This is a genomic window from Pannus brasiliensis CCIBt3594 (assembly GCF_036688125.1).
GTDB classification, from domain to species: domain Bacteria; phylum Cyanobacteriota; class Cyanobacteriia; order Cyanobacteriales; family Microcystaceae; genus Pannus; species Pannus brasiliensis.
The window spans coordinates 1-22,486 of the sequence record NZ_JBAFSM010000007.1 but is presented as its reverse complement, the minus strand read 5'-3'; the positions used below and the strand labels follow the sequence as shown (position 1 = coordinate 22,486).

Annotated in this window: 27 protein-coding genes; 9 read left to right on the top strand and 18 right to left on the bottom strand. The window is 53.2% G+C overall.

The features are described from left to right. Nucleotides 1-74: 74 nt before the first annotated feature. Together V0288_RS05300 and V0288_RS05295 are read right to left on the bottom strand one after the other, a co-directional pair. Nucleotides 75-1,481, bottom strand: a complete 1,407-nt coding sequence (locus V0288_RS05300) for a TldD/PmbA family protein (protein WP_332863993.1) — start codon at nucleotides 1,479-1,481, stop codon at nucleotides 75-77. Nucleotides 1,482-1,668: 187 nt separating this feature from the next. After that, on the bottom strand, nucleotides 1,669-2,829 hold the full coding sequence (locus V0288_RS05295) for a hypothetical protein (RefSeq protein WP_332863992.1): 1,161 nt from the start codon (nucleotides 2,827-2,829) through the stop codon (nucleotides 1,669-1,671). A gap of 308 nt (nucleotides 2,830-3,137) precedes the next feature. Between V0288_RS05295 and V0288_RS05290 the strand changes: the two genes are divergently transcribed. From V0288_RS05290 to V0288_RS05280, 3 genes are all read left to right on the top strand, one after another. Beyond that, nucleotides 3,138-4,130 (top strand): carbohydrate kinase family protein, encoded by a 993-nt coding sequence (locus tag V0288_RS05290; RefSeq protein ID WP_332863991.1) that lies wholly within the window; start codon nucleotides 3,138-3,140, stop codon nucleotides 4,128-4,130. A 198-nt stretch (nucleotides 4,131-4,328) separates the two neighbouring features. Beyond that, nucleotides 4,329-5,522 (top strand): M20 family metallopeptidase, encoded by a 1,194-nt coding sequence (locus V0288_RS05285; RefSeq protein ID WP_332863990.1) that lies wholly within the window; start codon nucleotides 4,329-4,331, stop codon nucleotides 5,520-5,522. A gap of 13 nt (nucleotides 5,523-5,535) precedes the next feature. Next, nucleotides 5,536-6,018 carry an MEKHLA domain-containing protein gene (locus V0288_RS05280; protein WP_332863989.1) on the top strand — a complete coding sequence of 161 codons (483 nt, stop codon included), beginning with the start codon at nucleotides 5,536-5,538 and terminating at the stop codon, nucleotides 6,016-6,018. A 27-nt stretch (nucleotides 6,019-6,045) separates the two neighbouring features. On the opposite strand, the gene V0288_RS05275 is transcribed toward V0288_RS05280, so the two are convergent. Further along, the gene (locus V0288_RS05275; RefSeq protein ID WP_332863988.1) at nucleotides 6,046-6,549 is read right to left on the bottom strand and encodes a methylmalonic aciduria and homocystinuria type D protein; all 504 of its coding nucleotides are present in this window, start codon (nucleotides 6,547-6,549) and stop codon (nucleotides 6,046-6,048) included. A gap of 175 nt (nucleotides 6,550-6,724) precedes the next feature. On the opposite strand from V0288_RS05275, the gene V0288_RS05270 reads away from it, so the two are divergent. Next, complete coding sequence (locus V0288_RS05270; RefSeq protein ID WP_332863987.1) at nucleotides 6,725-7,699, top strand: DUF4351 domain-containing protein; 975 nt, start codon at nucleotides 6,725-6,727, stop codon at nucleotides 7,697-7,699. A 55-nt stretch (nucleotides 7,700-7,754) separates the two neighbouring features. Here V0288_RS05270 and V0288_RS05265 read toward each other — a convergent pair whose 3' ends face one another. From V0288_RS05265 to V0288_RS05205, 13 genes are all read right to left on the bottom strand, one after another. Then, entirely contained in the window at nucleotides 7,755-8,030 is a 276-nt protein-coding gene (locus V0288_RS05265; RefSeq protein ID WP_332863986.1) for an FmdB family zinc ribbon protein, read from the bottom strand. A 5-nt stretch (nucleotides 8,031-8,035) separates the two neighbouring features. Then, entirely contained in the window at nucleotides 8,036-9,223 is a 1,188-nt protein-coding gene (gene fmdA / locus V0288_RS05260) for a formamidase (RefSeq protein WP_332863985.1), read from the bottom strand. A 258-nt stretch (nucleotides 9,224-9,481) separates the two neighbouring features. After that, nucleotides 9,482-10,063 carry a flagellar motor protein gene (locus tag V0288_RS05255; RefSeq protein ID WP_332863984.1) on the bottom strand — a complete coding sequence of 194 codons (582 nt, stop codon included), beginning with the start codon at nucleotides 10,061-10,063 and terminating at the stop codon, nucleotides 9,482-9,484. A gap of 121 nt (nucleotides 10,064-10,184) precedes the next feature. Further along, nucleotides 10,185-11,708 carry a hypothetical protein gene (locus V0288_RS05250; RefSeq protein WP_332863983.1) on the bottom strand — a complete coding sequence of 508 codons (1,524 nt, stop codon included), beginning with the start codon at nucleotides 11,706-11,708 and terminating at the stop codon, nucleotides 10,185-10,187. Nucleotides 11,709-11,784: 76 nt separating this feature from the next. After that, nucleotides 11,785-12,720, bottom strand: coding sequence for an isoaspartyl peptidase/L-asparaginase (locus tag V0288_RS05245; RefSeq protein ID WP_332863982.1), 936 nt, complete (start codon nucleotides 12,718-12,720; stop codon nucleotides 11,785-11,787). Between the two features lie 128 nt (nucleotides 12,721-12,848). After that, entirely contained in the window at nucleotides 12,849-14,228 is a 1,380-nt protein-coding gene (locus V0288_RS05240) for an IS110 family transposase (protein WP_332863981.1), read from the bottom strand. A 261-nt stretch (nucleotides 14,229-14,489) separates the two neighbouring features. After that, nucleotides 14,490-14,729, bottom strand: coding sequence for a hypothetical protein (locus V0288_RS05235; protein WP_332863980.1), 240 nt, complete (start codon nucleotides 14,727-14,729; stop codon nucleotides 14,490-14,492). Between the two features lie 57 nt (nucleotides 14,730-14,786). Further along, entirely contained in the window at nucleotides 14,787-14,978 is a 192-nt protein-coding gene (locus V0288_RS05230; protein ID WP_332863979.1) for a hypothetical protein, read from the bottom strand. Then, on the bottom strand, nucleotides 14,968-15,531 hold the full coding sequence (locus tag V0288_RS05225; RefSeq protein ID WP_332863978.1) for a hypothetical protein: 564 nt from the start codon (nucleotides 15,529-15,531) through the stop codon (nucleotides 14,968-14,970). The genes V0288_RS05230 and V0288_RS05225 overlap by 11 nt, the downstream gene beginning before the upstream one ends. A gap of 5 nt (nucleotides 15,532-15,536) precedes the next feature. Further along, nucleotides 15,537-15,803 carry a hypothetical protein gene (locus tag V0288_RS05220; protein ID WP_332863977.1) on the bottom strand — a complete coding sequence of 89 codons (267 nt, stop codon included), beginning with the start codon at nucleotides 15,801-15,803 and terminating at the stop codon, nucleotides 15,537-15,539. Next, nucleotides 15,800-16,006 (bottom strand): hypothetical protein, encoded by a 207-nt coding sequence (locus V0288_RS05215; protein WP_332863976.1) that lies wholly within the window; start codon nucleotides 16,004-16,006, stop codon nucleotides 15,800-15,802. Before V0288_RS05215 ends, V0288_RS05220 begins: the two co-directional genes overlap by 4 nt. A gap of 137 nt (nucleotides 16,007-16,143) precedes the next feature. Beyond that, on the bottom strand, nucleotides 16,144-16,632 hold the full coding sequence (locus tag V0288_RS05210; RefSeq protein WP_332863975.1) for a hypothetical protein: 489 nt from the start codon (nucleotides 16,630-16,632) through the stop codon (nucleotides 16,144-16,146). Between the two features lie 6 nt (nucleotides 16,633-16,638). Continuing rightward, nucleotides 16,639-16,845: a hypothetical protein gene (locus tag V0288_RS05205; protein ID WP_332863974.1), complete on the bottom strand. Its 207-nt coding sequence runs from the start codon at nucleotides 16,843-16,845 to the stop codon at nucleotides 16,639-16,641. A gap of 349 nt (nucleotides 16,846-17,194) precedes the next feature. On the opposite strand from V0288_RS05205, the gene V0288_RS05200 reads away from it, so the two are divergent. Then, entirely contained in the window at nucleotides 17,195-17,443 is a 249-nt protein-coding gene (locus V0288_RS05200; RefSeq protein ID WP_332863973.1) for a helix-turn-helix transcriptional regulator, read from the top strand. 121 nt (nucleotides 17,444-17,564) lie between these two features. Here V0288_RS05200 and V0288_RS05195 read toward each other — a convergent pair whose 3' ends face one another. Continuing rightward, nucleotides 17,565-17,699 (bottom strand): hypothetical protein, encoded by a 135-nt coding sequence (locus tag V0288_RS05195; protein ID WP_332863972.1) that lies wholly within the window; start codon nucleotides 17,697-17,699, stop codon nucleotides 17,565-17,567. 8 nt (nucleotides 17,700-17,707) lie between these two features. Between V0288_RS05195 and V0288_RS05190 the strand changes: the two genes are divergently transcribed. Beyond that, a complete protein-coding gene (locus V0288_RS05190; RefSeq protein ID WP_332863971.1) occupies nucleotides 17,708-20,467 on the top strand; it encodes a hypothetical protein in 2,760 nt (919 codons plus the stop codon). A 15-nt stretch (nucleotides 20,468-20,482) separates the two neighbouring features. Then, complete coding sequence (locus tag V0288_RS05185) at nucleotides 20,483-20,725, top strand: hypothetical protein (RefSeq protein WP_332863970.1); 243 nt, start codon at nucleotides 20,483-20,485, stop codon at nucleotides 20,723-20,725. 148 nt (nucleotides 20,726-20,873) lie between these two features. Here V0288_RS05185 and V0288_RS05180 read toward each other — a convergent pair whose 3' ends face one another. Then, a complete protein-coding gene (locus V0288_RS05180; protein WP_332863969.1) occupies nucleotides 20,874-21,449 on the bottom strand; it encodes a tyrosine-type recombinase/integrase in 576 nt (191 codons plus the stop codon). Nucleotides 21,450-21,661: 212 nt separating this feature from the next. On the opposite strand from V0288_RS05180, the gene V0288_RS05175 reads away from it, so the two are divergent. Both V0288_RS05175 and V0288_RS05170 read left to right on the top strand, forming a co-directional pair. Beyond that, nucleotides 21,662-22,006 (top strand): hypothetical protein, encoded by a 345-nt coding sequence (locus tag V0288_RS05175; protein WP_332863968.1) that lies wholly within the window; start codon nucleotides 21,662-21,664, stop codon nucleotides 22,004-22,006. Between the two features lie 5 nt (nucleotides 22,007-22,011). After that, nucleotides 22,012-22,486 (top strand): hypothetical protein (locus V0288_RS05170; RefSeq protein WP_332863967.1); only part of this gene is annotated, 475 nt, incomplete at its 3' end.

The following is a 22,486-nucleotide window of genomic DNA, read 5'->3' as shown; positions in this document are numbered from 1 at the left end:
GCAAGTGGAATTACTGATCCCGTTGCTGAGAATTATAAGGGAATTATCCGGAAAATCTATCCGTTAACACCGAATTATTCTCGATCGACCGCCTCTCCTCCCACTACCACATCCCGAATCCGTAAACTAGGGCCGCCGCACCCGACCGGTAAACCGCTCTGGCCGCCCTTGCCGCACCCTCCCGACTCGTCCCAGTAGAAATCATCCCCGATCCCCTCGATATTGGCCAGCGTTTTAAACACGTTCCCCGACAGGGTGACATCTCTGACCGGTTCGGCGATCGCCCCGTCGCGGATCATCCAGGCTTCCCCCGCGCTAAAGGTGAACATCTCGCCGTTGGTCATGCCCCCCTGCCAGTTCTTGGCGTACACTCCCGTTTTAATTCCCGAAAAAAGGTCATTAACCGGGGTATTTCCCCGCTCGATCCAGGTATTGGTCATCCGGACGATCGGCGGGTAGTGATAGTTCAAACAACGCGCGTTTCCCGTCGGTTGTTCCCCCAGTTTTCCCGCCGTCTCCCGCGAGTGCAATCGTCCCACCAGTACCCCGTCCTGAATTAACCGCGTCGTCGTCGCCCGGGTTCCCTCGTCGTCGTAGAAATAACTGCCCCGATGTCCCTCGGGAAGCGCCCCGTCGAAAATTTGCAGGTTATCCGGGCCGAACCGTTTCCCCATACTCATCACTTCCAGCAGATCCGGATTCTCGTACAACATATCGGCTTCCGAGAGGTGTCCGAACGCCTCGTGAACGAATAGACCCGTCAGAACGGGATCGATGACCACCGTGTAAGTATCGCCCCGTACCGATGGCAAAATCAACGAATCCACGGCACGTTTGGCGGTTTCTATCACCCGATCGTCGAGATCCGCCAGATCCTCGTAAGCCCGACGCGAGCCGGTGGTTTCCCGTCCCGTCTGTACCGTGTCGCCGTCCCGCGCGGTCGCCGAAAAACGCATCTCCACGTCCGACCAGGTTTGCTCGATCGATGTCCCCTCGGAAGTGACGAGGAGAATATGCTGGGTACTGTCCCCGTAGCGGACGGAAGTGGTCGTCACCGAGGGATGATAACCCCGGAGGATCTCGTTATAGCGATCGCACAGTTCCTTCTTCTCCGGCAGGGGAACGAGGCGCGGGTCGGTTCCCGTCAGGGGCAGGTGAACGCTCGCCACGATCGGCTCGATCGGCGCGAGTAAAGTTTCCTCGTCCCCGATCGCTCTAGCGGCGGCGATCGCTTCCTCCACCCGCTCGCGTAAACCCGCCAGCCGGTTAAAACTGGCGAATCCCCAACCGCCTTTATAACAAGCCCTGACCTGTCCCCCGATCGCGATTCCCTCGCTGAGAGTTTCCACTTTATCCGCCCGTAGGAGGATGTTCGTTCCCCGTGCCTCCTCGACGCGGATCGCGAGGAAATCGACCCGATGTTTATAGCGATCGATCAGTTCGGTAATAACGTTTTGATAATCGATTAGCGCGCGCGTCATGAGACCTCTTGCGGAATTCAAAAATTTTCGTGTGGTTCAGGAGACAGGAGACAGGAGACAGGAGGGAAGGGTATAGGGTGTAGGGAATAAATTTCTCAAAACTCTCGATCTTATCCCGAAATAATCTATTGATTTCCCGGTCTCCATCTCCCTCACCTCCCGCCTCCCTCACTTCCCATCTTCCAGTTTAGAACTGGAAAAACACATTCGCGCCGAGGGCAACCTGACCCGAACCCGGAACCAACGACAGCGATCGGGTCGCGAGAGTTGTCCCGAAGGCGTTGGTAGCGTAGACATCGAAACCGACGACGATACCCAAAGTCCGGGGTTGAGTAACCCGTATTCCGGCGCTCCAGACCAGATCGTTCTCGATCGATCCGTCACTGGCGCGAACCGTATTCCCCCCCGGGCCGATCGGGTAGTTCACGTCCCCGAATAGGGCGATCGCGCGGATCGGTTGCCAGCTAATCCCCGCGCCCACGTTAAACGAAGTGCCGTAGTAATCCGCCCCTTGAACCGTGTCCGGGAGAAAGGAAAAACCGGGGGTGAAATGTAGCTGTAGCGTGGGGGTAACTTGATAACTCACGGGAACCTGTAGCGCGCCCCCGACGAAATACGTGCCTTGATTTTGATTGCTGTTGTTAAAAAGACCCGGACCGGTGAACAGTCGGAAAACTTCCACGGAAGCGGCCGCGCTCACGCTTATCGTCTCGTTTTTAACGATCTGGTATTTCACTTGCGGGGCGAACGAGCCAGTCTGGTAGAGGGGGCCGTAAGTCTTCACCCCTTGCCCGTTGATTTGATCGGAAATATTATCGTCAAAGTAGAAAACGTTGAGTCCCACCTGAAGGCGATCGCTCACCCCCCTCTGGTAATATCCCGTAACTACCTGTAATCCCGTACCGTTGGGATTATTGCGGGGAAAGAACCAACGCAGTCCTACCGAGAAGAAATCCTCCTCCGGGGCGAGTTGATTGCCGGTTTCCAGATTAAACAGTTGAATCGGGGGATTGTACGCCGGTTCTTCCGGTTGGTCACTCGTCCCGGAACTCTTGTCGGGAGTATCCGGCGAGGGTTCCGACTCTTTCGTGTCGGCCAAAGCGGTCGAATCGCTAAAATCGACGAGATCCGGCGAGGATGGGAACGCGGGTACACTCTCGACGGTCGCGGTCGCCGGGGAAAATTCTCGTCCAGTGGGACGATTTTCGGCCGTGAAAGTAATAGCCGACACAGAGAGAGCGGTCTCTACCTTTGTTGCGGGGAGAATCTCTCCCGAACCGGCCCGGGCGATCGAGGCGCTCGCGACCCCCAATAACGCCGTGACCGATAACATCCACCGATATTTCATGAAAATCTCACTCCTCTACTAATCACACACCTTACTACTATCCGGCAGTATAGCCTACCCGTGAATTAAGGGTAAGATCGATCGGTCGGAGAAGGCGGGAGGCAGGAGGCGGGTATTCGATCGATCGAACCATAGACCGATTGCGCGATTCATTTTCGAGAATCTAAAATCGAGAAAAAATGCGATTAAAAAGGATAAATCGGTTTCAAATGAGATTTTGAAGAAAATCACTCGATATTTCTCCTTCGGACTCCTGGCTCCCGGCTCCTTAACCACACGACAATTTTTAAATTCCGCGCGGATATTTCATGAATAATCCCCTCGTTCTCTGTCTGGGTGAGATTCTAGAAGATTTACTGGCCGAACAAAGCGATCGCCCGCTCGATCGGGTCACGTCCTGGAAAGCCTACACCGGGGGCGCGCCCGCGAACGTGGCCTGCGCGTCGGTCAAATTAGGCACTCCGTCCGCGTTTATCGGGCGCGTGGGGCGCGATCCGGTGGGCGATCGCTCGCTCAAACTCCTAAACCGTCTAGGGGTTAATATCTCGGCCGTACAACACGATCCGATCGCCCCGACGCGACAGGTATACGTCACCCGATCGAGCGGGGGCGAGCGTCATTTCGCGGGATTCGGCGCGCTCGCGACCACCGATTTCGCCGATACTAACCTCAACGCCGGCGATATCCCGACCTCTCTCTTTGAAAACGCCCGTTTTCTAGTCACGGGAACCCTAGGACTAGCCTACCCGAACTCGCGCGGGGCGATCGAACGCGCCGTATCCCTAGCCCGCGAACACGGGGTCAAAATCTTCCTCGATATCAACTGGCGGCCGGTTTTCTGGGAAAATCCCGACAGCGCCCCGTCGATCGTTCGCGAAATTTTACAAAAAGCCGATCTAGTAAAATGTTCCGATGAAGAGGCGGAATGGTTATTCGGAACCGACGATCCCGCCGAAATCTCGCGGCAATTCCCGAATTTACGGGGAATTCTCGTCACCGCCGGAGAGCGCGGCTGTCGCTACCGTCTGGGGGAAAACGGGGGAACCGCGGCCGCTTTCCGGGTGACGACGGTGGATACCACGGGCGCGGGGGACGGATTTTCGGCGGGTTTCCTACACCGATGCTGTCAATTCGGGGAAGAGGTCTTTCATTCCGCCGATATCGCCAGAAAAGCGGTCATTTACGCCAGCGCGGTCGGCGCGTTAGTCACGATCGGGCCCGGGGCGATCGATCCCCAACCGAGCGATCGACAGGTGCGGGAATTCTTACGAGAGCGCGGGGAATCGATCGGGAAATTTTAGCGGATATCTTAGAAAATTCGTTTTTAAAGGTCTAAAAACTTCAAAAAATGAATTTTAAAAGATAAATTAGGTATTCGCTGAAATTTCTAAGCATAATATTCTTCCTCCTGACTCCTGACTCCCGGGTCGATCGAATCCTCCGAAAACACGCCTCCTGCTGTACGATGTAACCAGCAAGACATCTTTTCCCCTCCTTTCATGCTCTCCGAGATCAAAGAGATAGCCGAAAGTCTGGCTCCTCGGTTAATCGAAATTCGCCGCCATATCCACGCGAATCCCGAATTAAGCGGGCAAGAATACCAAACCGCCGCCTACGTTGCCGGGGTTCTCTCCTCCTGCGGCTTATCCGTACAGGAGGCGATCGGGAAAACGGGAGTGAAAGGGGAACTCGTCGGTCAGGGAATCGATCGCCGCGTCCTCGCCATCCGCACCGATATGGACGCGCTCCCGATCCAGGAAAAAACCGATCTCGAATTCGCCTCCCGTAAACCGGGCGTAATGCACGCGTGCGGTCACGACGTACACGCCACCGTCGGCCTCGGAACCGCGATGGTACTCTCCCGACTCTCGGAACCCCTGCCGGGTACGACGCGCTTTATTTTTCAACCCGCGGAGGAGATCGCCCAGGGCGCGAGTTGGATGATCCGCGACGGGGTGATGCGGGATGTGAACGCGGTGTTAGGGGTTCACGTTTTCCCGTCGATTCCCGCGCGATCGGTGGGTATCCGTTACGGCGCGCTTACCGCGGCCGCCGACGATCTGGAGATTTTTATTCAGGGGGAATCCGGCCACGGGGCGCGTCCCCACGAGGCGATCGATGCCATTTGGATCGCCTCCCAGGTCATCACCACCCTACAACAAGCCATCAGCCGCACCCAGAACCCCCTGCGCCCGATCGTCCTCACCATCGGTCAGATTAGCGGCGGCCGCGCCCCCAACGTCATCGCCGATCAGGTACGCATGGCCGGAACCGTCCGATCGCTCCACCCGGAAACCCACGCCTATCTTCCCGAATGGATCGAGAGTATCGTCACGAGCGTCTGTAGCACATATAACGCAAAATGTCAAGTAAATTATCGTCGCGGTGTTCCCTCGGTACAGAATGATCCCGCGCTAACCCGCGTCGTCGAGGAAGCCAGTATGGAAGCCTGGGGAAGCGATCGGGTATTAATCCTCACCGAACCCTCCCTCGGCGCGGAAGACTTCTCGATCTATCTCGAACAGGTTCCGGGTACGATGTTCCGTCTCGGGGTCGGTTCGCCGAATCTGTTAAATCCCCCCCTCCATCATCCCGAATTCCTGGTAGACGAATCGGCGATCGTCACCGGGGTGGTCACGATGGCTTACGCGGCGTGGAAGTATTGGAATCAGAGAGCGGGGAACGAGAATTAGGAGCGGGCATTTTATGGGACAGAATATCGAAATCTGGCAAGATCCGGCGATTATCGCGTGGACGGAATTATTGTTAGACAGTTATGAAAGATTACTCGGTCGATCGCTTTTGCCACCGGAATGGACGGCGTTAGAACGGAGTCACGCGCTGTATCACGCGCCGTTCGTGGTGGTTTCCCACGGGACGGAAGCGAACCCGATTTTTAATTACGGTAATCGCGTCGCGCTCGATCTCTGGGGTTTAACCTGGGAGGAACTGATACAATTTCCCTCGCGCGCTACCGTGGGCGAGGATACCCTAAGCGAATCAGAGCGGGCGAAAATGCTGGCTAGAGTTCGTAAAACAGGATATATCGATGATTATCGGGGAATTCGCGTATCGAAAACTGGGCGGCGTTTTCGGATCGACAATGCGATCGTTTGGAACACGATCGATCGCGACGGGATCTATCGCGGACAGGCGGCCACTTTCGCGAGTTGGACATTTTTAGAATAAAAAGAAACTTGCCGATTCTCGGACATTTTATCGAAGAATATTTTCGAGTAAACCTTTCGATTCGGGAAGAGTTTCCCGAAAAAGAGCGGGAACGATCGAGCTTTCTGCGCTAGAGAGAAACAGCCCTGGATAAACAGAACTTCCCTGCGAGGGATGTTTTAAAACCTTACAACCCGCGGGAGTTCGATCGAAATCGAATCCTAACGTCTGGTGAACGATAGCGACCGTATCGAACGCGATTTTACCCCGCGCCGAATATAGGGGAAAACCGTTTTTCGGGGAAATTATTTCCGCGCCGAATCCCGCGCGATCGTTTGCGAGCCGAAACGATTCCGCGATCGCCAGATAACGCTGTAAACATCGGTCTTTTTCCCGGTCGATCGATTCCCCTTCCCCGTCTAACGGAAATCGGGAGTGTAAGATAATAATGAGTATAGAGCGCGGTTCGATCGGGCATTCGGGGAGTAAGTTCAACCGATTTTCGAGAATAAAAGGAGTGGGCGATCGAGGGTAAATTTCTAAATCGTTCATCGGTGCTTTTCGGGGACGGGTTTCAATGGTGGATTACTCTTTTTAAGATGATACATAATGGGTAATTTAAAGGTAAAAATTGCTTTGGCAATATAAATTCGCAAATAGAATTAATAGCTTTGTTTGAAATATGGTAAGATATGATATTAGCGGGGAACGAGCGTAATCTAGAAAGATGACGGAAACTATCGACCACGATCGCCTGTTTAAAGAATTGCTCTCGACGTTTTTCATCGAGTTTATCGAGCTTTTCTTCCCAGAGGTCATCGCCTATCTCGATCCCGATTCGATCGTCCTACTCGATAAAGAGACCTTTACCGATGTGACCGCGGGGGAGAAGTACGAAACCGATTTAATCGCGCGGGTACGATTTCGCGGTCAACCGTCCTTTTTTCTCGTTCATATCGAAGCGGAATCCGGTTCCCGCTCGCGGTTCGATCGGAGGATGTTCCGCTATTTCGCGCGGCTTCATGAAAAGTTCGCCCTCCCCGTTTACCCGATCGTTCTTTTTTCCTACGATCGACCGAAAAAAGCGGCGATCGATCACTACTCGATCGCTTTTCCCGATTTTCAGGTCTTACAATTCAATTATCGCGTCGTTCAACTCAATCGTCTGAACTGGCGGGATTTTTTAAACCGTCCCAATCCGGTCGCGTCCGCGTTAATGGCGAAAATGAATATCGCAGCGATCGATCGGCCGAGAGTGAAAGCGGAGTGTTTACGATTACTGGTGACGCTACGCTTAAATCCCGCTAAAATGCAATTAATTTCCGGTTTTGTCGATACCTATCTCAAACTAAACCGAACGGAAGAACAACAATTCCGACAAGAATTAGGAACTTTAGACCAAGAAGAACGGGAGGAAGTCATGCAGATCGTGACCAGTTGGATGCAACAGGGAATCGAACAAGGAATCGAACGGGGGATCGAACGGGGGATCGAACAAGGGATCGAGCGGGGGATCGAGCGAGAGAAAGCGTTAATCCTGCGTCAATTGCATCGAAAAATCGGGGAAATAGACAGCGAACTCGAAAATCGGGTGCGGGGATTGTCGATCGATCGAATGGAAGCGTTAGCCGAGGCGTTACTAGATTTCTCGACCGCGGAAGATTTACGAGATTGGTTAGAAAATCCTGAAAATGTCGAGTAAATTCTCGATGTAGCCGTCGGGAATCGAACAAGACTCCCGACAGGCTATTGATCGATTAGTAACGGGGGGGAGCGTGGGAGATCATCCACGGACGGCCGGAATTGGCACTCTGTACCCGCGGTTTCGCCGGTTCGCGATCCGATCGAACGAGCCGCGGTTCTCCGGTTTTCGACGGAAAACGACCGGAATTCAGGTTTACTAGCGGGGGGGAGAACACGCGGGTCGCGATCTCGCTACAGTTCGGACAGGATAGGGGATTGTCTAACTCGGAGATCGATCGCCAGGCCTCGAAATCCCCGCAGGTAGGACAACGATAATCGTATAAAGGCATAGAAATTAAACCGGTAGGATGCTTTTATCGAAAATTTCCGTCGGTAGGGCGAGGGTACAGCAGGCGTTAGGGATGTCCACGATACCACTGATGCGGCCTTCGACGGGGGCGCAACTCAACAGTAAATAGGCTTGCTCCCCGGTGAAACCGAATTTTTTCAGGTACTCGATCGCGTTTAAGCAGGCTCGGCGATAAGCGACGTGCGCGTCGAGGTAATACTGTTCCCCGGTGAATTCATCGACGGAAATCCCCTCGAATACCAGATATTCCGAGTAATGGGGTTCCACGGGGCCGGGTTTGAAAATGGGGTTGATCATGCCGTATTTTTCCACCCCACCTTTAATAATATCGACGTGGAGATCGAGATAGCCGGCCATCTCGATCGCCCCGCAGAAGGAAATCTCGCCGTCACCCTGGGAAAAATGGATGTCACCCATCGATAACTTCGCGCCATCGACGTAAACGGGGAAATAAATCCGCGAACCTTTGGAGAGATTTTTAATATCGCAGTTGCCGCCGTGTTCGCGCGGGGGGACGGTGCGCGCGGCTTCCGCGGCCACCCGATCGAATTCCGAACCCTTGAGAGAGCCTAAAATCGCGTTTTCCGGGTTCGGTAAAGCGGCTAGGGGCGGGATCGCGGGTTTCCACGGGGGGCCGCCGCGTTCTACTAACGCTCGCTCGCGCTGGTTCCATCGCGCGAGGAGTTCGTGGGAGGGAGCGCAACCGATTAAACCGGGGTGGGAGATACCCGCGAACCGCACACCGGGGATATGTCGGGAACGGGTATAGATGCCGTGAATGTCCCAGATGGCTTTCGCGGGATTGGGAAAATGATCGGTGAGGAAACCGCCACCGTTATTTCGATCGAATATCCCGGTAAAACCCCATTCATCGCCCGGTAACGGCCCGATATCGAGTAAATCCACGACCAGAATATCACCCGGTCGCGCGCCGTTGACGTGGATGGGGCCACTGAGGACGTGAACGACGGTTAATTTGACATCGCGAATATCGCTCGGGTCGTCGTCGTTTTTAATCTGTCCGTCCGTCCAATCCTTGCACTCGATGCGAAAAACGTCGCCGGGGTTGACGGAAACCGCGGCCGGGATATCCGGATGCCAACGGTTATGCCCGACGAGTTCCTGTTCCGACATCGGTTTCGTCAGGTCGATTTTAAATAGGGTCTGCGGCATAGTTGCGCCCTCCAGTGAGAAGAGTTAATAAGTCTTAATTTTTGGATACAAGAGTTTTTCGCTCGATTTCGAGGGTCTAATCGAGCCTCGCGAGCGTTCGCTCTCGCTATCACGGCGTTTCGTTGTAAACCTTACCGCTCGATCGCGCGGAAAGATTGTCAATCTCGCTACAAAAACCGAAGCTACAGGAAGTCTTTAGCTTGTGAAAATGATTCTCATTATTACGTGAGTGGGAAGGGCGTTTTTTCGCGCCGGAATTTACTGTTTTTTACCCGGTGGGATAAAGCGGATCTCGATCCTTCTGCGGGTGGAATCGGCGGATCGATCGACGAGCGCGAGTTTCCCGGACGGTAAATACAATTGCCCCGCGGAATAGGCGCGGAATTTGATATTTTTGAGCTTATTGGACTTTTGGATTTCTTGGATAACGGCGAGGGCGCGCATTAATCCTAGATCGGTGTTCGATCCCGGAATTAAAGTACCGACCGATCGAGTGTTTCGCGCGACCGATTCGATATTTTTATCGAGATTTCCGTTTTGTTGGAGTGCCTGTCCGTCGGTGTGGCCGATCACTTGAATAAAGTCGATCGATCGCTCGCGGGTAGTTTTCTCGATCGCCGGAATAATTTGTTTCTGGATATAGGTTTTTAATTCCCGATTTAACTCGGCACTACCCGAGGAAAATTTAAAGTTTCCCGATTTTTCATCGATGACGATCGGCGAGGCGGATTGTAGTTTTCGATTCAATTCCCAAGAATGTAATAAAGCCAGCAATAGAAAAAAGCTCAAGATCAGGAAGGCATTCGTCATGAGATCGGTAAAAGATTGAAAAATATTCAAATCTTCTCGATAAGAGCGATAGCGAGAGTTGCGAGTCATGAGTTTACGGCAAAAATCGGGAGCGGTAAAAACGTTTCACGAAAAATCTATAAGTCTAGAGAAAAAAACGAGTGATTCCCGTTTACCATGGTCTCCATCGGGGGGGGCTATCGTTCGGTCGATCGGGTCGATCGTTCGGTCGATCGAGAAGAACGATCATTTGATTTAAGCTCGCTTGCATCCCCCTCAAATAGTCCGAGGTTTGTCCGATTTTATCGGCGAGAATTCGATTTCGTTCGTTGCCGAGTTGACCTTCCCGATCGATAGCTAGAGCGATTCGATCGCCTAAAGATTGTAAATGATCGGAATGGTTATTTAGATGACGGGAAGTTTCGAGAAGCGTGTTGTGAATTCGTTCGATGGAAAGGTTAGATCGATCGATTTTTTCTGTAAATATCCCGTTGTTCGCCTCCAATTTATCGCTCAAATCTTGCAGGCGATCGAGTGTTTTTTCGCCGATCTCCGAGTTTAGTTGATAATGGCTGGTTTGTAGTTGATAGAAATCTTGACTGACCTCCCGAATTTGTTCTTCGAGCGAGAGAGAGGAACTAGCGAGCGTTGTCATCGCTTGTTGAATTAAATTAGAACAATCTTGTAACGCTTGAATCGTATTCGATAATTGCTCTTGAGTGGAATTGAGATTTTGAGTGGCGGTAACTAGATTGGTCGTGACCTTGCTTCGCTCCAGAGTATCGATCGTTTTTTGGAAATCCGACACGCAACGTTCTAACGTCGCGCCGTACTCGATAAAATTCTCGTGCTGGATAATTATTTCGAGTCGATCGATCCGCTCTTCAAAGCTTTTAGTCGATTCCGAAAAACTGGTCACACTATTAAAAAAAATAGCCGAATTATCGGCAATGACTTGTTCAATGACAGTCCTAAAACTCTCTAAAAATTCACCTTGTTCTTTGACCATTCGATCGAGCGGACTAATTTCTATTATTTCGGGTTGTAGCGTATTGTCGAGATAGTTTTCTAGAGAGGTAATCCAGTCAAGTCGGGCTATATTTGTGTCAAAAAAGAAATTTAAAACGGTTAAAATAGAGCTAGAGATCAAAGCGATCAAGCTAGTAAAAAAGGCGATCCCCATACTCTGCAAGGGAACTTTCAGATTCTCAATTAAATTACCACTGTCTAGACTTTCTCGCTGAACGAGAGAACCGATCTCGGTTAGGTTGAGAGTGATCCCTAAAAAAGTTCCTAATAAACCAAAAGCCAAAAGAAGATTCGGTAAAATATTGCCGAAATAATCCCATTTAACACATCGTAAAGAAAATCTCAAAAAGGGAAATTCTTCCTTGTTATATAATTCATCAACGAGGGCGGATGTATTTACACGGTCTACCTTGGGAATTACCTGTTTAAACTTTGTCTCTAAGGATTCTAATGTTTCGATAATTTTGGGGTATTTACTCGGACTATCTCTGTCGATCGGCCTTTTCACAATTCTCGCACAAGCTCGAAGATAGCGATAGAGAGCGATCCGGATGGAAATCGCGATCACCGTCGGCAAGATGACGAGAAGTACCGTTAACGCGAACAGATACGGCGGAACTAAAGTTAACCAAGCCATCATAATTCGATTCCCTGTAGAGGTTGCCACTCTAGCGTAACCGAACGAAAGAAAAAATACCATTTTCAGATCTGCCATTTCCGAACAAAATGACAGATCTGACCGATTAACAACTGCCCGTTAAACCGACTCCCTCACCGTGCCATTCGAGGGTATCGCCGATTCGATCGCCCGTGTGATAGGCCGCGAGGAGAATTTCCGCGGTTTTGCCCCAGGCGATATTACCGTCCGAATCGAGGGAAATCATCCCGAAATCCCGTTGTTTTTCGCTCGCTTCTTTCATCGATTTCTCTACCGCGTCCTTCAGCGAGAAACCGTCCGTCACCCGGATCACGATCTTCGCGGCCAGACATTCATCGATAATATCCTCGCCCACGCCGGTACAACTCACCCCGGCGCGATGATTGGCGTAATTTCCCGCGGGCATGGCGCTATCGCTGACGCGGCCGATTCTTTCTAATCCCTTGCCCCCGGTGGAGGTTCCCGCCGCGATGTGTCCTCGGTTATCGAGCGCCACCACCCCGATCGTACCCCGTCGCGCTTCCGGATCGGCGAACAGACGCGCCATTTTTTTCTGAAAATTCCCCTCGCGTTCCTCCATCCATTCCCGAATCCGGAAATCCGTCAGGGGATCGTAAACCGGGATCTGCCGTTCGCGGGCGAGATCCGCCGCGCCGATTTCCGAGAGAATCCGATCGTCCTCGTCTTGCAGGAATCGCGCCAGTTCGATCGGGTTTTTCACCCGCGATACATTGATCACGCCGCTGAGACGTTGGCGATCGCCATCCATCAGTGACGCGCTCATCCGTACCTGTCCGTCGGACTGCACCACCGAACCCGTCCCCGCGTTGAATCGGGGTTCATCTTCGAGAAGCGCGCACCCTCTGGTTACGGCTTCTACCGCTGTCGCGCCGGACAACAGGAGATTATAGACTTCGGTAACGATCGAGTGCAGGGAAGTCCGGACGGCTTGAAGTCCGCCTTTATCGTCGAGGGAACTCGCGCCCCCGTGAATAATCAATTTCGGTTGTACTGTAGTCATTCGCGTGATGTACCGGTGAAATTCTGGCTCGATTTTCATCTCAGGGGAAAATTTTACCTATTTTAAAACGGAACCCTTTCGAGTCCCGTTTTTTGGGTGGTCGCCCCGGCCCAGTCAATGATAAACCCTTACGCGATTGTAGCCTTTAACCGCCGATACAGCCAGCGCGCGGCGAAATTAGCGGTTTTTGACATGACGAGGTTTTGCATCCGTCGCTTCGCTTCTTTCCGATTCAATTTAATCTTATCCTTGTCGGTATTCTCGGAAATACTCGCTTTTAAGCTGATTTCCATTAAATTCATCACCGAATCGAATCTTTCTTTCTCGGAGACGGGGATTAATGGTTTTACCGCCCTAAAGAACGCCGCTTTAACCTGTTCTAGCGCGTCCTGTTGCATTTTAGCCCGGATAAACGCCTCTACCTGTTCGGGGTCACTGGCTCGCTCGATCCATCCGTCATACTTCGCCGAAACGAGCTTGCCCACTTCCGATCGAGGGCGGTTCGCTTTCCCGCAGATACTCGTGTAAACCCACAGGTAAAGCTCGGTACGGCAGAGTTTCGATCCCGTTCCCGTTTTCCAGGCGATCGACTTCCCCGACGATACCTCGTCCCGCGTCGCCCCGATCCGTCGTTTGAACGCCCCGATCGACTCGAAGCGATCGAAGGGATAGACGAGGGATAGAAGTATCGCCCGTAACCGCAAGCCGAAGTTAAATTCATCGAAAACTCGGTTGTATTTATCGAATATCGGATGATTCACGAGGTTTGATAGCTCTTTCTCGATTTCCATCGCCCATAAATCGTAATCGTCTATCATTTCCGCGAGCTTGCGGGTGAAATGGGAGATCTCGATCGAGTATTCCCCGGCGATCGACTTGGAATGCTCGTTATCCCAGTACATCGACTTCCGGCCCGATCGCTTCCGACCACAGAGCCAGAGGATGAGCGACCGTCTCCCGTTATAGGGGGAAAGATCCGCTCCCACCTTCTCCGGCCACTCGAACGCTAACTGCTGTTTAAGTCGGGAGAGGGCGGGGGATTGGAGACGGGCGATCGTCTTTAGCTGTAGGTAGAGTTCTCTTATGCGGCGGATCTCGTGCGGGAATTCGAGGAAGTAGCTCGGGTGATCCTTGTAGAGATGAGCGTAACAGGCTATCGCGAACGCGTCGGCGATGTCGTTTTTGTCGGGCAGTCCGTAGGATTTCCGCTGGTTGGATGCCTGCTGGTGTCCCACCCAGTAGATCGGGATTCCTTTCGCCTCGCAGATGTGCCAGAGAAGGCGCGAGTAGTGAACGCCCGTCGGCTCCATCGCGATCGCGTCGGGTTCCAGTGCCAATAATCCCGCGATTCCCGCTTTGGTGAAGTAGAAGGTTAGGGGATCTCCCTTCGGATCTTTCGATCGCCCTTCCGATTCGCGCCTCCAGTGCGCTTTCGGGTCTTTGGGGACTTCCGATAGTGGCCAGACAACCGCGCGATTCGCGCAGATATCGACACCTAAAATCAGCATGGGTTCTCCTGAATTTTCAAGGTACGCGCGAATACTCACAAGCTCCGGTCACGAATAACCAAAACAGTGTCAATTCATCTCAAAACCTACCTATGAGGGGATTTCCGGGCGGTCAAAGAAAGCGATAAACCTTTCGGTCACTTCTCGCCAAAACCGCCCGTCATCCCGACTACCGTTTCCGGTAGGCGGTAGGGATCGCGACTCCCGGCCCGCGACGGGGGAGGGTTCCCCCGTTTCGTTCCCCGAGAGCGGGGGAACTCGTCAGGCGGTCTGTTCGTTCCTCCCGTACCGGGCGGTCATCTGGTGAATTTCGTTCAGGAAAACTCTCGCTCGATCGCCGGTGAGAACTATTTTCTGACCGGATTCGAGGTAGATGAAAACGACGTTACCATCCACGTCGATCGATTCGATTTTCGCCGCGTTTAAATAGCGGAAAGGTTCGTCCCCGTCTCGCTCGATCGGGATGAAGTAAGCGGGGGGAATTCGTGTTATTATGTTCATAAGTTCAACGGTCAATTTTTGTTCGGTAAGGGGGGAGAGAATCCCCCTCTATTTTTTTTAGAACGGGATACGATCGTCTTCGGGATTAGGAGTTTCGATGCCGAGAAGGGTTTTCACCTTTCTCATAAGCTCTTCGGTCACTCGATCGGGAGACTCGTTTTCGCCGATTTCGGCGGTCATTTCTAGGGTTTCGGATTGGTAGTTACCTAGATTCTTGATTCGTTTGTAGGTGATGGTTTTAATTTGCATCGGGGTTACTGGGAACGGGAACATTGAACTTGACGTGTACCGGGGTGCATTCGGGGAACTGAGCAAGAGTCTGACGGAGAATCTTGTCACTGATGAGACTTAAAGCGGCTTTTTCGTCGGCGTTAGTGTTTGTCTCATCTCGCCGATAATGAATACAGGATAGAAGGTTAAACAGGTAAGCGTAGTTTATGGTCAGCGTGATCGGGCGATTCCAGTGTTTGTCTAGGAACGCGTTAATATCGATTTCAGGGGTTCCGTTGACGGGAATAATTTTAATTTCCACGATTTCGGGTTCCGATGCGGTTTCCTCGGTATCGGATTCCTCCTGTCCTTTCTCGCGCTCGATAAGTTCTTTAAGTTCGGGAAGATGGACGAAAACCTGTTCGACGACAGCTTTCGCGATCGAGTTGTATAGTTCGCGGTCTTCATGGTGGGGCGGTAACGCGTCCTCGTACCCCGCGAGTAGGGATAGAATCTGATCTACTCTCAGAAGAGGGAGATAGAGCGGGATGAGTACGTGTTGGTTATCGGCGATGTATTGTCGAGCGTTCATTTGGTTTATTCTGTCTCCAGTTGTGAGAGTAGGTCGTCATATTTGTGAATAATTGGCTTTGTCTCCGGGTGATTTTCGATGATTTGCGAGAGTAGCCATTTTGACAGGTGGAATTGACTTTCTTTCCCCGTCGCTTTCGCGCGTTCGGCGGCTCCTACACTGAGAGAAAGTACCTGTCCTACGGTTAGCGCGTAGAGTCCTAGATCTTGCGCGTAAGGTTTAATCTCGTTCACGAGATCGTCGAGTAGTTTATTCCTGGTGGATTCGGTCATTGGAGACTCCCGATCGTCACCGACCCGGCGATATCCCGACAATAGATCACCAGTAGGTTGTGAAACCCGGCGGCGAGAAGGGTTCTTGTCTCGGGCGCGAGATTTTCGAGGCTCTCCTCGCTGACGAGTAGCTCGAATATCGTTTCGATCGTCGCTTCTATCCCGTGGGATAGAATGGTTTCTTTAAGTTCTTGGTTGGGCATTGGCAATAAAGCGGGGCGATCGCCCCGCGGCGAAGGGTAAGAGGTGATCGCGGCGTTGAGCCGTGTCTGAAGAGGAAAGCGGGGAAGTCTAAGGGTAAATAGTTCATGTGATGGTTTTCCCCGCGAAAGCTTTTCGGCTAGAAGGGGACGAGATCCTGCATGAGTATCGGTATCGGTTTCCCGTTCGCGCGGTAATACTCGGCGCATTGGTGACGCTTGCCGGGCGCGTCGTAAGGTCGGAATTTCCCCATGAAATCCTGTGACCAGTGAATTTCCGCGTCGCAGAATTTACAGCGGGGTTTCTCTGCCGGCTTTCTTACCGGTTTCGGTTTCGGTGGGGGGAATAGGTCGGATAGGCTCCATTCTTCCTGTAGGAAGAACTCCCACGCGTCCCGGAGTTTTTTGAATATTCGGACTTTATCGCCCATTCTCGCCTGTACTTTTCCCCCTACCCGCTCCAGAATGCAACAGGCGAGAGATGCCATCTGTTTGACGCGCTTGAAACTGGGGCGCTCGACGGGAGACGCGTCTTTCGCTCGGGCGAGTTTCCGCCGGAGCGCGGCGTTTTCGGCGCGGGCGGTCTCCAGTTCCCGTTCTAGTTGTTCGATGCGTTCTTCGGGGGTCATGGTTTTTTACTCTTCGCTAGAGAGTCCGCGGATGTAGGAGGTTATGAGAGCGGTTCCCGTGTTTAACAAAAGTAGTGCCGTTTCCGGGTCTTTTTTCGCTTTGATGAGTTCTTTCGCTCGCTCTCTCAGAACCTCATCTAGATCCAGAAGGATGGATGCCGTCGTACTGTCGTCGTTTATTTGGATTTCAAAAACGAATGTTGCTTTGATCATTTTTTCCTCGAATGGTGATCGCGACATTGAACCGGATCGGAAGGGGAAAGCGGGGAATTTGAGGGGTTCCCCGCGCTGTTCGGAGAACAAGAGTGAATTCTGAGGGAAGACAGCCGAGGGGCTGTCGATAAACATGGTTTTAAGAAAGTTTTGCAGAACTTCAGCGATCGGCGATAGGCGGTATCCTCCGGCGGTAGACGGCAATCGTAGACTTTAATCAGCCCTCCCCCCTCTATGGCCGCTTGCCTGTCGTCCCGCGGGGGGTAGGGATGTTGTTTAGTCATACTTGCAATATATTGCATCTCGCCACGAGAGTCAAGCAATATACTGCAAGCAATATATTGCTATAATGGAAAGTACACCAGTCAAAGGAAAAAGTCCCTTGAGACAGTTTCGAGAAGAGCTAAAACTAACCAGACCTCAAGTGAGAGAACTTACCGGGATAGCGGAAAGAACTTTGGCCTATATCGAGTCAGGGGAGAGCCGTCCCACCTATGAGTATTTGGCGGCGTTAGCCAAAACCTACGGCAAGTCTCTCAAGGAAATGTTTCACGCTATGGGCATCGACACATCCGGGATTCCCGACGACTCCCACTAACCTCCCCGATCGCCCGTTCCCCGATCGAGCGATCGATAAAAACTCCGGGGAACTCCGGCCGGGTCGGGAGAACTCCGGGCGATCCGGGGTAATCCCGCCGGTTCCCGGGGAACCCCCCTACTTACTGTTGTTTTAAGTTCCGCTCGCTGAATAGCTCACCGACCGCCACAATATTCCGCTCTCTTATATAACGCGCTGACTCCCGACTCCTGACTCCTGACTCCCGATTTTCTTCGCTATCAGTCCCCCACCCCATCTACCAATATGCTGAAAGCCAACGATCGAGTGATGTACGCCGGCGCTCCCGCCACGGTTCTAAAGGTCTGGACGAAAAAGGCAATGATCCTCACCCAGTCCTTCCAGAAACTCAACGTCTTCGTTACCGAGTTAGCTTCTATCGACGGACAACTGGAGATCCCGCTAGACGCTCCCACCGCGAGAGAACGGGCCACCGCTCCCACCGACACCACCGACACCACCGACACCACCAACGCCCCGACCCCTCCAGGGCCGGAGTTCGCGCCGGGTGATTTGGTTCGATCGGATGGTTCGCGATGCCCGGAGGGCGCGATCGGGGAAGTGCTAGAAGTCGATCCGTGGACGCTCTGGTGTCGATGGCCGAACGGGGAACTCGGTTTCTTGAATCGGAAGACGGCGGTTCGAGCCTACTCTACTCCCGACGAGGGGATAGAACGGGAGGACAAGACCGCGCCAGAAGTGCCGGAATTCGCGCCGGGGGATAAGGTAGCGTACCGGGAGACGGCGGGAACGGTTGTCGCCGTTCACGATGAAACGCTAACGGTGAAGCTCCCGCCGGATAAATACCGGTCGAGGGAGTACGAGGCCCGCGTCTACAAGTCAGCGTGTCGGAAAATTGATTCTATCCCCGACGATGGGATAGAAGATGATTCGATCGCCCCCGCGCCCGATTCTATCCCCGACGATGGGATAGAAGGGGAGGAAGTGGCACTCGTCGAGGATTCTATCCCCGACCCGTGGATAGAAGGGGAAGCTTCCGATTCTCCCCCCGAATCTTCTATCCCCGACGATGGGATAGAAGGTGGAGAAAGCGATCACCCCGAATCTTCTACCCCCGATAAGCGGCGACGATCTCCCCGGTTCTCGACCGGGGAGCGGGTGAAGATGCACCCGCTCGGTACTCCGACTCAGATCGCCGATGTCGCGTGGTCAGCGAACGAGCGGGAATGGACTTATCGGCTCGCTGGCGGGTCGGTTTACTGGTGCGAGTCGGAATTAGACCCCGCGGGCGATCGCCCCGACGATTCTATCCCCTCGGACGGGATAGAAGGGGACGGCCACCCGACAGCTTCCGATTCTATCCCCGACGATGGGATAGAAGGTGATTCGATCGCTCCCGCGGGGGATTCCGTCCCGCCAGGGGGTTGGAAAGACCCCGGATTCGTGTTAGGGGAGCAGGTGATCGTCGCGGGGTGGAAAGGGGAGAGGACGATCCTCCTGCCGCGTTGGTCGGACACTTACGAGGAATGGTTCTATCAGGTTTCGGGAACGGGCGGGGGATGGTTTCGCGAACGGCAATTATCCCACGTGGACGATCCGACCGATTCTCTCATCGAGGAGGGGATAGAAGGGGAGGAAAGCGATCGCCCCGGCGATTCTATCCCCGACGATGGGATAGAAGGGGAGAGCGATCGAGAGGACGGAACCGCCCTCTCTGACGGGCTAGAAGGGGAGGAAAGCGATCGAGAGGGTGATTCTATCCCCGAGGGTGGGATAGAAGGGGAAACGGTCGATCGATCGCTCCTCGATGAGTCGATCGCCAGCCCGGTACTGGAGCCGAAATTCGGACGACTCGATAAGGTCGTTTACAACGGTCACGAATACAGAATCTCGTCTCGAATTTTTGAGGGGGGAGAATGGCAATACAATATCGCGCCAGTCCGGGAGGGATCGGCGCGCGAGCGGTGGGTGGGAGAATCCAAGCTTCTACTCGATTTCGTCCCGCCCGAACCAAAATTCGCGCTCGGGCAATCGGTAATTCTTCCGTCTCGCGAATCACCCGCGCGAATCATTAATCGTCGGTGGGATAGCGGTTGTATGGTCTGGATGTATCGGTGCGAGGGGCAGGGGCAGGATTGTTCCGAGCCTTTTCTATCCCCCGCGGACGGGATAGAACCGGGCGGCCGCCCGACAGCTTCCGATTCTATCCCCGACGTGGGGATAGAACGGGAGGAAAGCGATCGAACCCTCGCCCCGATTCCCGACCCGTGGGATGAAACGGAAGGGAAAACCCCCGCGGGCGATTCTATCCCCGCCGAAGGGATAGAAGGGGAAGACGGGGAAGCGATCGAGTGGAAACCGGGCGATCTGCTTCGGATCGGGGAGGAATACGGGGAGGTCGAGGATATTATCGGGAACGGCATCCTGTATCGCTTGGTCGCTCCTTTCGCAAAGCCAGGGCGTACTTGGAGGATGATCGCCCGCGATCTCCCCGAGCGCGTCGATTCTATCCCGTGGTCGGAGATAGGGTGTGAAGGGATATCCCTCGACGAAACCTCGATCGACCCCTCCCCCGGCGCGGACAGCGGCACGACGGGGGATAGTCCCGACCCGTCCAGAACGGGGGAAGCGATCGACGTGCTGGAAGCGACCACGATCCGACTTCTCGCGCTACGGGAGATTATCGAGGCGGAGCTAATCCGTCGCGGCGTTCTCTCCCCTCCCCCCGGCCCGATCGTCGGCTATTCACCTCCCGAAAGCTTCCCCACCCGTATCCCCTCCGGCGAAAAAGTCTCTCCCCCGGCCGCGGGAGGGAAGCGATCGCCCGGTACGGCTTCCGGTACCGGCTCGATCGGCACCTACTGCAAGGGAGAGGCGGAATATTACCGGTACGGCTACCGCGAGGGAGGGCGGAAGCGCTGGAAACATATCGGGCCAGTCACGGATGCTACCGCTCGATCGCTCGCGGACTCGATCGGGGAAATGATCGCCGCGGGACTTCCCGCGAGCGAGATTCTATTGATTTTCGAGAGAAAAGCTAGTTAACAGGAGAAAAACACGATGATTATAGTGAATGGTCGTTCTTACTCTATTACCGAATGGAAATACATGGTTTTTACTGCCAGGAAGTCGTTTGGATATTTCTACCGAGAGATCGACGCGATTAAATACGCGGAAGAACTCGAACGAACGGGAGAAACGAACGTGACGGTTCACGGGTATTGCTCTAAGTTAACCGTTAAGGACGAGGAAGAATTTCTAGCGGCCGTGAGAACTGGCGATCCGAAATGCGAGGAAGACTAAAGCCGAAACGAGAAACACCCCATCCCTCTTTTGGGGTAAATTTCCAATAATTTCCAATAATTTCCAATAATTTCCAGTAATTTCTAATAATTTCCCTTTCGGGGGAAATTTTTAATAATTACCAGTGATTACCAGTAATTATCAGTAATTAACTAAATATCCCTTCTAGCGCGTTTATCTTCTGTTTCGGGTCAACCTCGATGTATCGCTGTAAATTGGATAGGCTCGCATGGCCGCTGATCGATTGGATAACTCGGATGTTGGTTCCGTTCCTCGCCAGTTCGGTCAAGCACGAGCGCCGGCCCGAGTGAGTGGAGATCTTCAGGTTGTGCAGTCCGGCCTTATTCCGGCACGATTGCAGGTATTTAATGGCCGCCTCGTAGCTTAAATGATTCCCCTTTTGCCCCGGAAATAACCAGTCATCCGACGCTAGAGATGGAGTATAAGCCTTTAGGTAGATGCTTAACGCGCTAGATACGGGGACGGGGTGATTCTTGTCTCTCCCCTTGCGAATCTCCCGCGGGTAGACGATCTCGGGGAAGTGTTCCCGTTTCGCCGGGTCTCGGTAAACATCCCCCACCGTTAGCCGTAGCGCCTCCGATATCCGCGCCGCGGTAAACCGACAGAGCGCCCATATTAACCGATGGGTTGGGTTAGCGTACTTTTCTAGTCTCGCCCATTGTTCCGCGGAAAGAACGGCGGCCTGCCCTAACTTTTGTGACATTTTTTATACCCTTTACTACCTACAGAAAAAGTAAAAAACAATATTTTTTCCTGTAGCTTTCCCGTTGATTCTCTCGCTCTTTTAGTATAAAATCCTTATTCCATAAGGATTACAACTTTTTTTAAAGCTACAGGAAATATTCATTTTCTGTAGTTGAGGGATAGAAAGAATCTCGGTAGAGTCGAGATGGTTTATCGGATTCTTATAGCTATATGGCCACGATCACGAGTCAACAGAGAACCATCTGGCTACCCTCGGACGTTCTCACCCTCGAACAAGAAACCTATCGGAACCTCCTGGCACTGTGGGAGATGTTCGGCGATGTGACTTTCGCCGCGAACGTTGACGACCGCAACGCGCCGATCATCAATATGGCACCGGGCAGGGCTTACGACAAGAAATACTACAACGTCTTTACCGCCGCGTTCGAGTTGGACGAGGAAATCGTCACCACCAACGTCAATAACAAGAAGCAATGGATCGCCGCTCTCCCCTGGGGGCAGGGCGATAAAACTATCCCGTCCGGATATTTCCTCGCGTCCCCGACAGCCGCGTAGCCGACATGAAATTAACCGCCAGAGTTTCAACCCTCCTAAAATCGCACCCGATCGATAGTCGGTCGAGTCCTCTCCCCCCCGGATTCGAGAAAGTGCCTCTCGCGGCCGGGGAGTCGATCGATATCGAGCGCGCGGACGAGGTTAGAAACGGACATTACGAGGTAGTGCTAAAAACTCCCGTCCGGAATCGATCGATCTGGTACGCGTTTAAGGATCACATCGCCTTATATGGAACCCTCGTTACCGCCCGTTTCACCATGCGACTCGTCCGATCGCTCTCGCTACTGGAAGGCGAATTCACCTTATCCGGGCATCTGACGGGGAATAAAACTTATACCGCCACGTCCGGCGCTCCCGGCTGGCAATACCCCGGCGCGTGGAAGGAACGCGGGCGCGGGCCGATCCCCCCCGCGACGGATTGGAAGATCGATCTCCCCGGCTACCACCTCGACACGAAGGGAATCGAGGGATGGTTCTTCC

Excerpts from the sequence above, each read along its gene's own strand:
- V0288_RS05210 (WP_332863975.1), bottom strand. The coding sequence starts at position 16,632 with ATGACCCCCGAAGAACGCATCGAACAACTAGAACGGGAACTGGAGACC.
- V0288_RS05240 (WP_332863981.1), bottom strand. The coding sequence starts at position 14,228 with ATGCTGATTTTAGGTGTCGATATCTGCGCGAATCGCGCGGTTGTCTGG.
- V0288_RS05280 (WP_332863989.1), top strand. The coding sequence starts at position 5,536 with ATGGGACAGAATATCGAAATCTGGCAAGATCCGGCGATTATCGCGTGG.
- V0288_RS05285 (WP_332863990.1), top strand. The coding sequence starts at position 4,329 with ATGCTCTCCGAGATCAAAGAGATAGCCGAAAGTCTGGCTCCTCGGTTA.
- V0288_RS05300 (WP_332863993.1), bottom strand. The coding sequence starts at position 1,481 with ATGACGCGCGCGCTAATCGATTATCAAAACGTTATTACCGAACTGATC.
- V0288_RS05245 (WP_332863982.1), bottom strand. The coding sequence starts at position 12,720 with ATGACTACAGTACAACCGAAATTGATTATTCACGGGGGCGCGAGTTCC.
- V0288_RS05195 (WP_332863972.1), bottom strand. The coding sequence starts at position 17,699 with ATGGGGTGGGGGACTGATAGCGAAGAAAATCGGGAGTCAGGAGTCAGG.
- V0288_RS05205 (WP_332863974.1), bottom strand. The coding sequence starts at position 16,845 with ATGATCAAAGCAACATTCGTTTTTGAAATCCAAATAAACGACGACAGT.
- V0288_RS05295 (WP_332863992.1), bottom strand. The coding sequence starts at position 2,829 with ATGAAATATCGGTGGATGTTATCGGTCACGGCGTTATTGGGGGTCGCG.
- V0288_RS05265 (WP_332863986.1), bottom strand. The coding sequence starts at position 8,030 with ATGCCTTTATACGATTATCGTTGTCCTACCTGCGGGGATTTCGAGGCC.
- V0288_RS05270 (WP_332863987.1), top strand. The coding sequence starts at position 6,725 with ATGACGGAAACTATCGACCACGATCGCCTGTTTAAAGAATTGCTCTCG.
- V0288_RS05230 (WP_332863979.1), bottom strand. The coding sequence starts at position 14,978 with ATGCAAATTAAAACCATCACCTACAAACGAATCAAGAATCTAGGTAAC.
- V0288_RS05200 (WP_332863973.1), top strand. The coding sequence starts at position 17,195 with ATGGAAAGTACACCAGTCAAAGGAAAAAGTCCCTTGAGACAGTTTCGA.
- V0288_RS05290 (WP_332863991.1), top strand. The coding sequence starts at position 3,138 with ATGAATAATCCCCTCGTTCTCTGTCTGGGTGAGATTCTAGAAGATTTA.
- V0288_RS05225 (WP_332863978.1), bottom strand. The coding sequence starts at position 15,531 with ATGAACGCTCGACAATACATCGCCGATAACCAACACGTACTCATCCCG.
- V0288_RS05190 (WP_332863971.1), top strand. The coding sequence starts at position 17,708 with ATGCTGAAAGCCAACGATCGAGTGATGTACGCCGGCGCTCCCGCCACG.
- V0288_RS05215 (WP_332863976.1), bottom strand. The coding sequence starts at position 16,006 with ATGCCCAACCAAGAACTTAAAGAAACCATTCTATCCCACGGGATAGAA.
- V0288_RS05180 (WP_332863969.1), bottom strand. The coding sequence starts at position 21,449 with ATGTCACAAAAGTTAGGGCAGGCCGCCGTTCTTTCCGCGGAACAATGG.
- V0288_RS05275 (WP_332863988.1), bottom strand. The coding sequence starts at position 6,549 with ATGAACGATTTAGAAATTTACCCTCGATCGCCCACTCCTTTTATTCTC.
- V0288_RS05185 (WP_332863970.1), top strand. The coding sequence starts at position 20,483 with ATGATTATAGTGAATGGTCGTTCTTACTCTATTACCGAATGGAAATAC.
- V0288_RS05235 (WP_332863980.1), bottom strand. The coding sequence starts at position 14,729 with ATGAACATAATAACACGAATTCCCCCCGCTTACTTCATCCCGATCGAG.
- V0288_RS05220 (WP_332863977.1), bottom strand. The coding sequence starts at position 15,803 with ATGACCGAATCCACCAGGAATAAACTACTCGACGATCTCGTGAACGAG.
- fmdA (WP_332863985.1), bottom strand. The coding sequence starts at position 9,223 with ATGCCGCAGACCCTATTTAAAATCGACCTGACGAAACCGATGTCGGAA.
- V0288_RS05175 (WP_332863968.1), top strand. The coding sequence starts at position 21,662 with ATGGCCACGATCACGAGTCAACAGAGAACCATCTGGCTACCCTCGGAC.